Source organism: Peribacillus sp. NPDC101480, from assembly GCF_050277335.1.
Classification (GTDB): Bacteria; Bacillota; Bacilli; order Bacillales; family DSM-1321; genus Peribacillus.
This window is the reverse complement of record NZ_JBNNSB010000005.1, coordinates 206,082-220,443: the sequence shown is the minus strand read 5'-3', so window position 1 is coordinate 220,443 and position 14,362 is coordinate 206,082. Positions and strand designations below refer to the sequence as shown.

The following is a 14,362-nucleotide window of genomic DNA, read 5'->3' as shown; positions in this document are numbered from 1 at the left end:
TACATTATGAAAATGGATTTATAAAAAGATTAGGGGGGATTTTTAAATGAAAGAATTATTTCAGTTATTGAAACAAGGTAATAAATCGGCTTTCATTGCTGCCTGTGTGAATAGTATCATCGCTGTGCTAAAGGGGATTGCTTACTTCATGACAGGGAATGTCGCTATGTTTGCTGAAACTTTACATACTTTGGGCGATGCTGCGAATCAGTTTTTCGTCTTCATTGGTTCCGCACTAAGTAAAAAGGCACCAACTGATCGATTCCCTGATGGTTTTGGACGTTTGGTTAACCTAGTATTATTAGGGGCAGTATTGATTGTCGGAATCATGTCTTATGAAACGATTAAAGAAGGGTTTCATCACATTTTGCACCCTGCAGAATCAACTGGTATCCTTATTAACTTGTCCGTCCTTTTCTTAGCGGTTGTGTTGGAATCATATGTATTATTTAAAGCGATGAAAGAAGTGGTGCATGAGACTGGAATCGAAGCTAAAGGAGCAGCCGTCATATTTAAGAGCTTCACTGGTTTAAAAAGAGCAAAACCAGCGACGAAATTAGTATTCATGGAAGATATGGTAGCGACCGGTGGCGGGGTGCTTGCGATAATTGCCATTTTATTAGCAAACTTCACGCCTTTCATTCAAGCGGAAGGAGTTGCTTCCGTCATGATCGGTCTCGGTATGTTCTATGTGGTTGGAAGGGTTTTTCTTGATAATGCTGCAGGGGCTCTTGGGGAAGCCGATATTGAAATGCGACAAAAAATCGGGACGATGGTCATGGATGATCCAGACGTAAGGGATATACAGAAACTGGCGGTATTAAAAGAAGGGGAAGACTTCCATGTAGAACTTGAAGTCGAACTTGATCCCCATATTTCAATTGCCCAAGCGGATGACATTAAAGATCGGCTATTTAATGAGATATTCAAGGAAAGAGGGGTAACGGATGTCATTATAGAATTCGATGAAAATGATGGTGTCCCAAAATGGGAAGGTCAAATAAAAAAAGAATTGAATGAAATTAAAAAAGACAGGGAGTAGAAAGAATGGCAGAATACAAAGTGTCATGATAAGAAATTTGTTTGATTATAAATATCACGACACTACTTATAATGCCTGTTCAATTATTCACGTACTTTCCTTGCGTATGCATTATAAGCTATCATGGACTTAGTTACATAAAGAAGGATTATGAAAGGGTGAATAAGATTGGTGAAACAAGATATTAAGCTAGTTGCACTTGATATGGATGGCACGCTTCTCAATAAGACAGGAGAGATATCTGAAGAAAATCGCAGAGCGATAAAAGAAGCCGAAAATCAAGGGGTTTTTGTGGTATTGAGCACAGGAAGATCCTATGCTACATGCAGTGATTTTGCAAAGTCAATGGAACTTCAATCATTTCTCATTACGGTAAACGGAAGCGAAATTTACGATAATCAAGGAAAACTGGTGGAAAGGAATATAGTCGATAGTGATTCCATACAATGGATGTGGGAATTAAGCCAAAAACATGGTACACATTTCTGGGCAATAAGCTGCGATAATATTTACAGGGCTGAAATGCCTGAGAAAATCCATGATTCGCAATGGCTTAAATTCGGATTTGATACAGATGATGAAAGCATCCGCAAAATCATCATGGATGAACTGGTGTCAAAAGGAAACTTTGAAATAAGCAATTCAAGCCCGACGAATATTGAAGTGAATGCCATGGGCGTAAATAAAGCGAAAGCGATAAAGCTCGTATGTTCATTGCTCGATATTACTATGGATAATGTTATGGCAGTGGGTGACAGCCTTAATGACCTTGCAATGATTTCTGAAGCAAAAGTGGGTGTGGCAATGGGAAACGCCCAAGAAATTGTGAAAGAAAAAGCAGATTGGATTACAGCGACAAACGAAGAAGATGGTGTGGCTAAGGCAATTCGTAAATGGGCGCTTTCAAATTGAACCGAAACTGTATATGGGACGTATCCATATACAGTTTTTTTATTGAAATGGCGCTGCCGAAAATGAAATTTTTGCTGCTAAATTAAATTTCTTGAAAATTGTGTATTTTAGAAGTATGATAATCTTGTAGTGTTATATTTTGGTAATATATTAATAATGGGAGGTTTAATGGATGACTAGAAGTTTGCCTGAACAGTGGTGGAATCAATTATCTTTACCAGTTATCTCAGCACCTATGTTTTTAATATCCGGTCCTGAGTTAGTGAAAGAATGCTGTTTGAATGGGGTGATCGGCTCTTTTCCAGCACCGAATGCGCGTCCGATAGAGGTACTGGATCAATGGATGGGTGACATAAACGACACATTGATTGCAGCAAAGGATAAAGAACCAGGCTCAAAGATTGCTCCATGGGCAATGAATATGGTTGTCCACCGTACATATAGCCGGCTTGAAGAAGAGTTGGAATTGGTCAAAAAGCATCAGCCTCCCGTCGTCATTACATCATTAGGTTCACCCAAACATGTGGTGGATGTCGTACATAGCTATGGCGGCTTGGTCTTTTCGGATGTCAGTTCTGTGGATTTTGCAAAAAAAGCTGCGGAGTCAGGTGTGGACGGATTGATCTTGGTTGCCGCGGGAGCCGGTGGTCATGCGGGTGAGATAAATAGCTTTGCTTTCGTGGACAGCGTAAGGACTTTCTGGGACGGAATCATTTTGCTTGCCGGATCCATCAGTACTGGTCACAGTATTTTGGCAGCTCAGGCAGCTGGAGCTGATCTTGCATATATGGGTACACGTTTTATCGTGGCGAAAGAGAGCAGGGCAAATGATGAATATCGTGAAATGCTTGTCGATTGTGATCATGATGACATCATCTTGACTGATGCATTTTCAGGCGTTAATTGTAATATGCTGAAACCGAGCATCAGAAAGGAAGGCATGGACCCGGAACAATTAGCCAAAAAAGAAAAAGTCGATTTTGACAGCATGTCCAAACCATCTGAATCTAAAGCGTGGCGTGATATTTGGTCAGCGGGTCATGGTGTAGGGGCAATTAAAAAAATAGATACCGCTGCCGGCATCATTAAACAATTGGAAAAAGAGTATCAGGAGTCCTTGAAGAAATTGACCGGGCAGGCCGAAAAATTAAAAGGAATTATATCAAAATGATATGAAAGCGCTTTATTAATTATGCTAATATAGCTAACAAAAAGGGTATCCATTATGGATATCCCTTTTTTTCATATAATGTCAGACATAATTCATGATAAGGTCTCAATCAGCTAAAAAGGCAATCAAAATAGGATATAAAGAGAAAAGCAGTAAATATACGAGGTAAGATTGTGAAAAAATATTGATAAAAAGAAGGATAAATGTTATATTATTTTTGTGATACTGACCAAATGAACAATATGGTCAGTAATTATTGATTGTTTAAAAATTATATATATCAAGGTGAAGAAGAATTTAAATTTATATTGCAGAAGCAAATGACTTAATTATGCATTCTTCAATCAGTTTTCACCTAGATAGATTAATAAACGGCATATTCGTCGTATAGGAGGGCTTGGTAGGCGTGTTTAAATCTTTAAAGGGTGAATTTTTAGCCATAATAAAACATCCTATGATACTCATTTCCATAATAGGGATCATACTGATTCCTTTATTATATAGCGGCACGTTCCTGTGGGCATTTTGGGATCCATATGGTAAGGTCGACCAATTGCCTGTTGCCATTGTCAATATGGATGAGGGTGCGGAGTTCAATGAATCGGAACTTACAATAGGAAAAGATTTAGTCAAGGAATTAAAGGAAAAGAAGGATTTCGATTGGCATTTCGTTAGTCAAAAAGAAGCCAATGAAGGCCTTGAAAATCAAGATTATTACATGAAAATAGAAATCCCGAAAAACTTTTCGAAGAATGCAACGACCTTACAGGAGGATAATCCGGAAAAACTTGATTTGATTTATACGTCCAATGAAGGGTTCAACTATATATCGACTAAAATAGGTGACGCAGCTTCTGAGAGAATTAAAGGGGAGGTATCGTCAGCCGTTACGAAAACCTATGCAGAGTCAATGTTCGATAATTTGAACGAAGTGGCTGATGGACTCAAAAGTGCCAGTGATGGAGCTGGGGAATTGAAAGATGGGACAGATACAGTGAAGAGCGGATCCAGTGAACTTGGTGAAGGGATTAACTCAGCCAAAGAAGGCTCCAAAAAAGTGGATGAAGGAATTGATTCCATTCATTCAGGTTCTGTCGAAATCCATGAAAACTTGGAAAAATTAGCTGAAAAATCATTGACCTTTTCGAATGGGGTCGGTTCGGCAGCTGCGGGATCGAAAGAACTCAATCAAGGGTTACAACAGTTCAGCTCTGGTGTTGGACAAATGAAAGATGGGCAATCCGAGCTTTTGCAAGGAGCCAAGAAATCTGAAGCGGGAACTGGTGAATTGGCCTCTGGACTGCAGCAGTCATTAGAGGGCTTCAATCAAATAGAAGAAAAGCTGCCCGCGTTGACAGAGGGAGCAAATGGTGTAGCGGCTGGTGCTGCCCAGCTTTCAGGTTCATTGTCTGATTGGAGCGCAGCATCGAACGAAGCAAAAGCGGGGGCATCTGAAGTGTCGGCAGGATTGGATGAGGTTATTTCCGGATTGAAACAACAATCTGAAGCTGCGGATGATCCTGCAGAAAAAGCGCGTTTGGAGGAAGTGATTTCTTCTCTAACCCGCATCAGTGAAGGTAGTAAAGGAGTTTCTGCAGGAGTAGGGAAACTATCAGCCAGTGCAACTGAAATTGCTAAAGGCTCAAATAGCCTTAGTGATGGTGCAAATCAGTTAGGTGAAGGTACAAGTGCATTAAGCGGAGGTTTCACTCAATTAAAGCAAGCTCAGGATAAACTCGCCAATGGGGCGAATGAACTGAAAAATGGTCAAGGTCAATTGGTGTCTGGTTTGACAACATTTGGCGATAGTATAGATTCCGCTCAGAGTGGGCTAGGACAGTTAACCGAAGGCAGCAATAACTTGGTAAGCGGGCTTGATCAGCTTGAAGATGGCTCCAAGCAATTATCAAGTGGAACCTCACAGCTTTCCGAAGGTTCCAAAGGTCTGGTTACGGGAACGGATAAGTTGAAGGAGGGTTCATCCAGCCTTACTAGCGGTATGGGAGAACTGGCGAATGGTGCCATAAAGTTACAAGATGGAATCGCCAAACTTTCAGATGGATCTGCAGAATTACATGAGGAATTGAATGACGGGGCAAACGAAGCAGGTAAGATAAAATCCAATGAAGAAGTATATGACATGTTTGCAAGCCCAGTTAAAGTGGATAAATTACCAATTAATAATGTACCGAACTATGGAACAAGTTTTGCACCATATTTAATTTCATTAAGTTTATTTATCGGGGCTATCGTTCTGACAATCATTTTCCCGTTAAGAGACCCTGCTGTTAAACCGGCGAGTGGATTTAGCTGGTTTCTTAGTAAATACAGCGTCATGGCTCTCATAGGAATCTGTCAAGCCATATTGGTGGACTCGATTTTAATTTTAGGCCTTGGAATCAATGTTACGAGCCTGCCGCTATTTTTTGCAGTAAGCATTCTTGCTAGCTGCACATTCATGGCAATCATTCAGTTCCTTGGTTCGGCCTTTGACAATCCTGGCCGGTTCATAGCATTATTGATTTTGATTCTTCAACTGACAAGCAGTGGCGGAACATTCCCAAATGAATTGGTTCCAGGCTTCCTGCAAGGATTCACACCGTTTTTACCGATGACTTACTCTATTAATGCTTTTCGGGCAGTGATTTCAACAGGAGATTATAGCTTCATGTGGCATAATCTTGGCATATTGGCCATATTCCTCGTTGCGGCATTAATATTATCACTTCTTTACTTTATGTATCGGCATAAGAAATTGAACGGCGCATTAAATGAACAACAGGAAGAAGCAACTGAACAATGATCAAAAAACAGCGACACGTAATGGGTCGCTGTTTTTTGATAAATATCAGGTAATAAGTGAAATGCAGGAAAATAAAAGTGCCCCTAAAATAACACCAATCGTAAAGATATGCATTCATTTTCTAACGGAATTGGCAACGGTTTGTTTGTGACTAAACATTGGTGCAGCCTGAACAATGAAGTAATTATTGAAACGGCTATACCCTTGTCTTTTGAGGTGCAGGTGCATATTTCTTCATCGGATTTTTTGCAATGACATCCTTTAAATAAGGATGGCCAGAAGGACCTGGTTTTCTCATAAGTTCCATTAGATAAGCAATATCGTCCATAGCCCTATGTGTTTGAAAATTGGTGATATTATGTGCCTGCAGTAATGTTAAGAGTTTACTATTCTCAAATCCATATTGCTTCCAAGGTACATTCCGCATCGTACAGAACCATTTTTGATCATTGATTTCCGGATACATTTGGTAGAGAAAACTTCTATCGAAAGAAGCATTATGTGCGAATATCGAATCGGTACGGGCAATGAAGGATTTAATTTTTTCATCGTGAAAACTTTTTCCTTCGACGGAGCTGTATGGAATCCCATGAATTCTGTATGCTTGATCATAATTCCTTCTTGCTCCATGGGAGAGAGGCTCCCTCAAAAATGATTCTTGATCAACAAGATTAATGATTTCCCCTGTTTCACTGCTGTATGTAAAGAGTATAAGGGCAAGCTCGATAATTTCATCTGAAGAGGGACGTAAACCAGTTGTTTCTACGTCGAGTACTAAACCTAATCTATTAGTCAATTTTTTTTCCTCCAGTTTGGTTACATTCTTCTATTATAGCTGACATAGAATAGCTATTGAAAGTGTAATGATCGTTTTACGCATGGAACGAATACCAAAGGTATATTGAATGAATGTCAGTTTAACTAAAATAACTGAATCAATACTTGGGCGTCCTTCCTCTGAATACATATCTTTCACCAAGTCATAAATGAAAGTGAAGTCAATGGAAGCCTCAATTATACGAACCAAATGATTCGCCGGCACCAGTTGATCTAAAGTAATCATTTCAAGTTGGTCTCGCTGAATAGAATTATGTTTCGAAAGCATCCTCATCACCTCAAGTATTAATAGTTCTATTTTAAAACAAAAAAGATTATAGGCAAAAGGAGTTCCATCTAAAATTTTAAACATAGTTGATTGGAGCGGGTTTGCGAGACTCCTGCGGGAATAGCGAGTCCAAGGGAGACCCCACAGGCGCAAGTGCGCCGAGGAGGCTCCCGGACCGCCCGCGGAAAGCGAGTGCCTGAAGTGGAAATCAACGTCCAAATTTGTAAAGCCAAAAAAAACTGTAGACAAACTCGATTTTCATCGAGTTTGTCTACAGTCTGAGATAGAGATTTTAAGCAATCTCTATCTTTTTTTATCCATTGAAGTTCATAAGCATTGCAAAATGCTTTCCAATTCATGTTCGGCAATTTGTACGAATTCTTCGTTTTTTTGAAGGCTGAAAATGTTCTTGGATTGCTTTATATAGTGCAGTCCTTCTTCAGGTTGTTGAAGATGAACCAGATTTTTACCAGTTAAAAGATGGAGTTCCGCATATAAATATAATGATTCTATCGAATTGCAAATGTTGATCCCTTTAAGAGTATAATTTAATGATTCCTGATAATAATGAAGTTCAGTCAATGTTTGTGCTAATCCATGAATGATCTTCACTATAATGGTACCTTCTTGATTCACATGGGGAATATTCTCGATAAATTCCAGTGCTTCATTGAAGATGGTGATGGCCTCTTCATAATTCTTCGTTTTAAAATGGATGATCCCGATACTATTTAAAACTTCTATTTCCTGTTGATGAAGAATGACCCGTTTACCCATGGTAATCTGAATGGCCTCATTCAATAATTCTATAGCCTTTTGTTTGTCATTGTATAAATAAAAATAAGAGATACCTTCATGCCATTTTAAGAATTGATAAAATGATATCGATTTTTCCGATGCAGTTGCCATTTCTTTTTGGACGATTTCATAGATTGCTTCATAATTACGAGTCCGTTTGTATTTGTTAATCAAAAGTTTTATCGTTTCTATGTAATTATAAATCGGTTCATTTTTGGTAGTGAAGAAATACGGCAGGTCAACTTTAAGTTTATCCGCAAAAAGTGCCAATTCATCAATGGTTGGAGAAGTGATGCTTCTTTCATAATCTGACAGGGCATTAGGTTCACATATATCCTTAGCCAGTTCTTCCCTTGTAAGATTTTGTTTTATACGTAATTCGTTGATAACAGAGCCAACCTCTATTTTCATTACAATTGCCCCTTTGTACCTATGTCTAGAATTCTATTTTAACATAATTTAATTTTTATCAGTAAGATAATGAAAGATGGTTCGAAATAACTACTTTACGTGTTTTCCATGGTATCCCTACAACAAAAATTATGAATTGCGTTTTAGTATTGAAGTGAGCAAACTAATATGACGTCTTTTCATTATAAATTGAGAAAAGTATATAATCACGGATAATAGTAAGCATTAAATTTAAAATATAAGGATAAAAAAAGAGGCGGCAACCTGCCGCCTCTAACGTTATTAATTTCCAATGAATTGCTGGGTCCAATAGTGGGCGTATTTCCCTCCTGTCACATGCCCAATTCCAATATGTGTATAGTTCTTGTTCAGGATATTGGCCTTATGTCCGGGGCTGTTCATCCATGATTTCATGACAGCATCCGCACTAGGTTGACCTGCTGCGATATTTTCCCCTGCGTACTCGTAACTGATACCAAAGGATTTCATCATATCGAAAGGAGATCCATAACTCGGGCTTGTATGATTGAAATAATTATTATCACGCATATCCTCAGATTTCAGAATTGCTACGTTGGAAACTTCTGTATCCATTTCAAGGGGAGAGAGGCCAGCTTTTGAACGTTCTTCGTTAACCAAACTAAGAACCCGCTGTTCAACTGATTGACTTTCTTTTTGATTTACTGTTGTGTTGGATGCCGGAAGATTTATGATTTGTCCGATTCGAATTTGATTTGCATCCTTTATTGCAGAGTTCGTTTTGAGTAATTCGTCAATGCTGACATCATATTCAGAAGCAATTTTCGTTAAGGTATCTCCTTTTGCCACCTCGTATGTATTGGCTCCCATTGCAACTTTTGGAGATAGTAGGGATAGAGACAGTGCTGATAAAATGATGATTTTCTTCATTTTGATTCCTCCTAGTAGAATATCTGGATTGGAAGTATAGTATGCTATAAAAATAGTTTTGTGTAAAATTAGCTCATTAACATTCTTTATTGGAATGGGAAAAAGGTATCGAATAAGAACATACAAAATACGGGTCCATATAACTTGGGAGAGTATATGGTAAATCAAAATCATAGGGCTTTTTGATAAATTGGTAGGATCATTTCATGTAGATAAAGAATCATTTTACGTTTGCAGGCCGTGTTTGTCAGGGTAAACAATAAGAACATCAAAACGATATAGTTATATGTAACTAAATATGATTGAACTAATAAATTATCCTAAGGGTGGAACTTATATGGATTTAAAGGCAGGCAAATTGTTTTGGAAAGATACATTTGAAGCAAAAGAATACCCAATGCTGGAAGAGGATCTTTCATGTGATGTTTGTATAGTGGGGAGTGGTTCATCTGGGGCGCACTGTGCCTATTTTTTGGCAGAGACGGGTCTGAATGTGGTTCTGATCGATAAACGGGATATAAGTGAAGGGAGTACGGTTGCGAATACTGGACTCTTACAGTATTCAAATGATAAAACATTAACATCCCTCATTCATAGTTTTGGAGAAGAAGCTGGGACGCGGCATGTTCTGCTTTGTTTGGACGCCATTAGGATACTTGAAAAAGAGGTTGTTCCAAGTTTAAAGGAAAACCCGGATTTTAAAATTAGAAAAAGCTTATACTATGCATCCAATCCCAAGGATGTTTCTATGCTTAAAGAAGAATATAATAATCTAAAATCCCGCAATTTCCCTGTTGAATATTATACTGAAAAAGAGATTTACCGAAAGTTTTCGTTTCCGAAAGCAGGAGCGCTGGTTACAGATAATGATGCTGAAATCAACCCTTATAAACATGCACATTTATTGATTGAAATGGCAGTTTCGAAAGGCGTACGTGTCTATTCAAAAACAAAAATCAATGGGAAGATATTAAAAGAGAATCAAACCCAGTTATTTACCCAAACCGGACATACGATACATGCACAGACGGTCATCTTCGCGACTGGGTATGAAGCCCAAGAAGAGGTGAAGGATAAAAATGCAGTGATTCTCAGTTCGTATGCCATCGCAACCAATCAAATAGCAGATCAAGCTAAATGGCATGATAATATGATGATATGGGAAACGGCACGGCCTTATTTATATGCAAGAAAAACTCCTGACAATCGAATTATCATTGGTGGTCTTGATGAATCGACCGGTTATCTGGATAAAAGGGATTCAATGATTTTGAACAAAAGAGATAAATTATTAAAGCAGCTTGTCAATTTGTTTCCAGAATTAGAGAATCGGATTTCGGCTGATTATTATTGGGGAGCTTTTTTTGGTGAGACCCATGATGGTTTACCGACAATAGGAATGTATCCTGACCATCCTAATTGCTACTTCTTATTGGGTTATGGCGGGAATGGAACGGTTTACAGTGTCATCCTTTCCCAAATCATCAGGGATTTGATTACAAAGGGTGGACATGAGGACTCGGCATTGTACGTTAAGGAAAGGAATTTTTCAAAAAGTATTGTCCATTAAAACAGGTATCTCTTATTCATGAATAGAAATAAGTAGACAGCTGAATATACGGAGGGATTCTTCGATGTGGTTTAAGGAATTGGAAACAGAAAGGCTGCGTTTAATCGAAATAGGTCACCATCATGCTGAGAGTCTATTTGAAATCCTCTCTAAAGATGAAGTGACTAAATATGATGGGATAGAAAGTTTAACTCTATTAGAAGATGCCCGTCGCTTAATCGACTCGTTTAAAAGTGCCTATATAAACAAACGTGGGATGCGATGGGGAGTCATTTTAAAGGATTCAGGCAAATTCATCGGTACCGTTGGCCTGAATCAATTGAGCCTAGCCAACAAACGCGCCGAAATAGGATATGAAATCCATCCTGAATATTGGAGGAAACACCTTGCGTCTGAAGCTGTCAACGAAGTATTGCGCTATTGCTTTGAAGAATTGAAACTACAAAGAATCGCCGCTTTAACTTTCAAGGATAATATTGCATCCAGAAACTTATTGAAGAAATTTGGATTCAAAGAGGAAGGCAGCCTCCGAAGTTATCTATTTCTTCGTGAACAATCGCATGATGCCCTTGTGTTTTCCTTGTTAAGCACAGAGTATTGCCAGTTACGGCAACAAAGTTTTCAGGGATCAAATAGATTTTAGTTTAATATAGAAGATTGCAGCTGGCCCAAGTGCCAGTTTTTTATTTGCAGATGATTTTATATCAGTAATGGACAATATACATATTTTTCATGTTAAAATGGAATGCGAATTCATTTAATCAGTCCGGGTGGACATAAAAAGGAGCAAAATCATTGTGAAGATACTATTTCCGTTGCTTGCGGTCCTAGGCGGCATCACCATTGCCATACAAGGACAAATCAATGGTGGATTAGGGAAAAAAGTGGGGGTCATTGAGGCTTCTTTCATTTCGTTTGGAATCGGGACACTCGCTTTATTATTTATTGTTTTGTTTGCAGGAAATGGAAATATTTCTGCGGTAGCTTCTGTACCAAAATGGCAATTGATAGGCGGACTGTTAGGGGCTATTTATGTCATTGTTATTATATTGGTTGTCCCTCAGATTGGAGTGGCACCTGCATTGGTCGGGGTTATCGCAGGCCAGATACTAATCGGGGCTGTCATTGACCATTTCGGTTTATTTGGAGGGGTACGCATCCCATTGGACGCGAAAAAGGTGGCAGGCATATGTTTACTTTTCGTGTCATTATATTTATTTAATCATAAATGAAGAAGGGTCATTTTTCATTGAAACGACGGGTACATATAGGGGAGAATGAAGGGGTATTTCTATTCTACTATAGTTATTAACTATTATTTGGATATCGATTAAAAAGAACTAAATATTTTAATGAAGTAATGCATTATCCTACTAAAATATATTATTTGAGAGTGGATGGTTTGCTAGGAAGGTGGTCTTAGTAACCAACCTAGCATTAATTATTAGAATATTTAGAAATAAATAGACAAGAGAACCTATATGAATACTGATTTAGAGGTGTTTGGAAAAACACCTGGAAGTCGGAAGTCCTTTCAGGTGATCATTTCTATTTACCTAGTATCTAGATCGAATTGATTAGCAATTAATTACTATATTGTGAAAAAGTACTCACTGGTTTATTGATTTTTTGATTTATTCGTAATATACTTAAAATTCAACATCTTTAATTCGAGGTATAGTATCCTTAGCGAGGTTGAAAAGAGGGTGATTTTTAACTAGTAAACTGCATTAATTGCTTTTATAGGTAGAAATACAGATTTATGCAAACGGTTCGCTAGTTGTTTTTTGGTGAATTCCTGCAATGAATGCTTCTAACTTTCCTCGCTGACATTATTTGTACTATACGAAAGATTAATAGGTGTTAGAAGGATAATCTCTTAAATGTGATTATTCTAAGAAAGATTAAAGATGAGGGGGAATATTTTTTGAAAAAGTCTAAATTTTCAGTGCTTGCTCTTCTTATGGCCATCATGCTTATGCTTGCGGCATGCAATGGCGGTTCGAAGGAAACTTCGAATGAAAAAGAAGGTGGCTCGGGTGACTCATCCGGATCAAAGGTATTAAATGTAAACAATTCGAGTGAACCTGGTTCGCTTCACCCTGCAAATGCACAAGGCACTCATGAATCATGGATCCTTGAACATACGTTTGAGGGACTGACAAAGAAAACGGAAGAAGGCAAAATCGTACCTGGTTCTGCAGAATCATGGGAAACCAGTGAAGATGGATTAACTTGGACATTCAAATTGAAAGATGGTTTGAAATGGTCAAATGGAGATCCGCTTACAGCCAATGACTTCGAATATGCTTGGAAATATGCTTTGAAACCGGAAACGGCTGCTGACTATGCTTACCAACTTTATTATCTTAAAGGCGGGGAAGCTTACAACAGTAAGAAAGGGAAGGAAGAGGACGTAGGGGTTAAAGCGACAGACGAACATACATTAGTCGTTACTTTGGAACAGCCTACACCGTATTTTCTTGACTTGACTTCTTTCTATACTTTCTATCCAATCAATAAAAAGGTACAGGAAGAAAATCCGAAATGGGCTTTGGATGCAAAAACTCACGTTTCAAACGGGCCGTTCAAATTAACGGAATGGAAACATAAAGAAAGCCTGAAAATCGAAAAGAATGAAAATTACTACGATAAAGATAAAATCAAATTGGATGCGGTTAACTTTGCTCTAATTGAAGATGAAAATACAGCATGGCAAATGTATCAGAGTGGCGAATTGGACCTCGCTTATCCACTGCCAGTGGATATTCAAGGTCAAATGGTCAATTCTGATGATAAAGAATTCAAAATGGGCAAAGAACTTGCCGTTTACTATTACAACTTTAATACAGAAGTGAAACCTTTCAATAATGCTAAAGTAAGGAAAGCGCTTTCAATGGCTATCGAGCGTCAAAAAATCACCGAAAATGTTGCTCAAGGCGGACAAAAGCCTGCTTTCGGCGTAGTCCCTCCGGGTATTCCTGATGCATCTGGAGATTTCCAGGAAAATACAGGTAACCTATTTAAGGAAGATGTTACCGAAGCTAAGAAATTGTTAAAAGAAGGACTTGCTGAAGAAGGCATGAAAGAATTACCTGAGTTTTCAATTTTGTATAACACTTTAGATTCACACAAGAAAATTGCTGAAGCGGTTCAAGGAATGTGGCGTGATAACCTGGGTGTTGAAGTGACACTTGAAAATGCAGAATTCCAAGTTAAGCTTGACCGTGAAAAAGCTGGTGACTTTGAAATTTCCCGTGCAGGATGGGTTGGTGACTATGTTGACCCGATGACATTCATGCTTTGGGAAACGGACGGAGCCTATAATGATGCAGGTTGGTCAAACAAAGAATATGATAATTTATTAAAAGAAGCAAAATCTACAATGGATCCAAAAGAACGCATGGATGCTTTGCATAAAGCAGAGAAAGTCATGATTGACGAAATGCCGATCCTTCCGGTTTACTTCTATACAAAACCATATATGGTTAAATCGAATGTTACTGGAGTTTTTGCTCCGATTAACGCTTATCCGAACTTTATTTACGCGGATAAAAAATAATAGAAGGATAATAGTGAAATGGGAGGTATGTCCGATTAAGGACATACCCCATTTTTCAATTGCGAATTTGAATATTTCA

General features: G+C 38.4%; 11 protein-coding genes and 1 pseudogene. 8 read left to right on the top strand and 4 right to left on the bottom strand.

Annotation, left to right across the window (positions count from 1 at the left end; genetic code table 11):
- The first annotated feature begins 46 nt into the window (after positions 1–46).
- The 4 genes from ACQKMF_RS18170 to ACQKMF_RS18155 all read left to right on the top strand — a co-directional run bounded on the left by ACQKMF_RS18170 (position 47) and on the right by ACQKMF_RS18155 (position 5,928).
- Positions 47–1,042 (top strand): cation diffusion facilitator family transporter, encoded by a 996-nt coding sequence (locus ACQKMF_RS18170; protein WP_101225435.1) that lies wholly within the window; start codon positions 47–49, stop codon positions 1,040–1,042.
- 171 nt (positions 1,043–1,213) lie between these two features.
- On the top strand, positions 1,214–1,954 hold the full coding sequence (locus tag ACQKMF_RS18165) for a Cof-type HAD-IIB family hydrolase (protein ID WP_427574488.1): 741 nt from the start codon (positions 1,214–1,216) through the stop codon (positions 1,952–1,954).
- Positions 1,955–2,126: 172 nt separating this feature from the next.
- A complete protein-coding gene (locus tag ACQKMF_RS18160) occupies positions 2,127–3,125 on the top strand; it encodes an NAD(P)H-dependent flavin oxidoreductase (RefSeq protein ID WP_402937214.1) in 999 nt (332 codons plus the stop codon).
- A gap of 406 nt (positions 3,126–3,531) precedes the next feature.
- The gene (locus ACQKMF_RS18155; protein ID WP_427574346.1) at positions 3,532–5,928 is read left to right on the top strand and encodes a YhgE/Pip family protein; all 2,397 of its coding nucleotides are present in this window, start codon (positions 3,532–3,534) and stop codon (positions 5,926–5,928) included.
- Between the two features lie 196 nt (positions 5,929–6,124).
- Here ACQKMF_RS18155 and ACQKMF_RS18150 read toward each other — a convergent pair whose 3' ends face one another.
- The 4 genes and pseudogenes from ACQKMF_RS18150 to ACQKMF_RS18135 all read right to left on the bottom strand — a co-directional run bounded on the left by ACQKMF_RS18150 (position 6,125) and on the right by ACQKMF_RS18135 (position 9,151).
- On the bottom strand, positions 6,125–6,724 hold the full coding sequence (locus tag ACQKMF_RS18150; protein WP_101225432.1) for an exonuclease domain-containing protein: 600 nt from the start codon (positions 6,722–6,724) through the stop codon (positions 6,125–6,127).
- A gap of 69 nt (positions 6,725–6,793) precedes the next feature.
- A pseudogene (locus tag ACQKMF_RS18145) lies at positions 6,794–7,033 on the bottom strand (transposase); the annotation flags it as partial.
- A gap of 327 nt (positions 7,034–7,360) precedes the next feature.
- The gene (locus ACQKMF_RS18140; RefSeq protein WP_427574344.1) at positions 7,361–8,242 is read right to left on the bottom strand and encodes a helix-turn-helix domain-containing protein; all 882 of its coding nucleotides are present in this window, start codon (positions 8,240–8,242) and stop codon (positions 7,361–7,363) included.
- 282 nt (positions 8,243–8,524) lie between these two features.
- Complete coding sequence (locus ACQKMF_RS18135; RefSeq protein ID WP_427574342.1) at positions 8,525–9,151, bottom strand: CAP domain-containing protein; 627 nt, start codon at positions 9,149–9,151, stop codon at positions 8,525–8,527.
- A gap of 337 nt (positions 9,152–9,488) precedes the next feature.
- Here ACQKMF_RS18135 and ACQKMF_RS18130 point away from each other — a divergent pair, with 337 nt between their 5' ends.
- From ACQKMF_RS18130 to ACQKMF_RS18115, 4 genes are all read left to right on the top strand, one after another.
- Entirely contained in the window at positions 9,489–10,721 is a 1,233-nt protein-coding gene (locus ACQKMF_RS18130; RefSeq protein ID WP_427574340.1) for an NAD(P)/FAD-dependent oxidoreductase, read from the top strand.
- Positions 10,722–10,785: 64 nt separating this feature from the next.
- A complete protein-coding gene (locus ACQKMF_RS18125) occupies positions 10,786–11,364 on the top strand; it encodes a GNAT family N-acetyltransferase (RefSeq protein ID WP_427574338.1) in 579 nt (192 codons plus the stop codon).
- Positions 11,365–11,518: 154 nt separating this feature from the next.
- Positions 11,519–11,953 carry a DMT family transporter gene (locus tag ACQKMF_RS18120; protein WP_137017639.1) on the top strand — a complete coding sequence of 145 codons (435 nt, stop codon included), beginning with the start codon at positions 11,519–11,521 and terminating at the stop codon, positions 11,951–11,953.
- Between the two features lie 695 nt (positions 11,954–12,648).
- Positions 12,649–14,283 carry a peptide ABC transporter substrate-binding protein gene (locus tag ACQKMF_RS18115; RefSeq protein ID WP_402937203.1) on the top strand — a complete coding sequence of 545 codons (1,635 nt, stop codon included), beginning with the start codon at positions 12,649–12,651 and terminating at the stop codon, positions 14,281–14,283.
- Positions 14,284–14,362: the final 79 nt, after the last annotated feature.

Bases quoted from the DNA above. Each gene is read 5' to 3' on its own strand.
- ACQKMF_RS18170 (WP_101225435.1), top strand. From the start codon at position 47: ATGAAAGAATTATTTCAGTTATTGAAACAAGGTAATAAATCGGCTTTC.
- ACQKMF_RS18160 (WP_402937214.1), top strand. From the start codon at position 2,127: ATGACTAGAAGTTTGCCTGAACAGTGGTGGAATCAATTATCTTTACCA.
- ACQKMF_RS18140 (WP_427574344.1), bottom strand. From the start codon at position 8,242: ATGAAAATAGAGGTTGGCTCTGTTATCAACGAATTACGTATAAAACAA.
- ACQKMF_RS18135 (WP_427574342.1), bottom strand. From the start codon at position 9,151: ATGAAGAAAATCATCATTTTATCAGCACTGTCTCTATCCCTACTATCT.
- ACQKMF_RS18130 (WP_427574340.1), top strand. From the start codon at position 9,489: ATGGATTTAAAGGCAGGCAAATTGTTTTGGAAAGATACATTTGAAGCA.
- ACQKMF_RS18125 (WP_427574338.1), top strand. From the start codon at position 10,786: ATGTGGTTTAAGGAATTGGAAACAGAAAGGCTGCGTTTAATCGAAATA.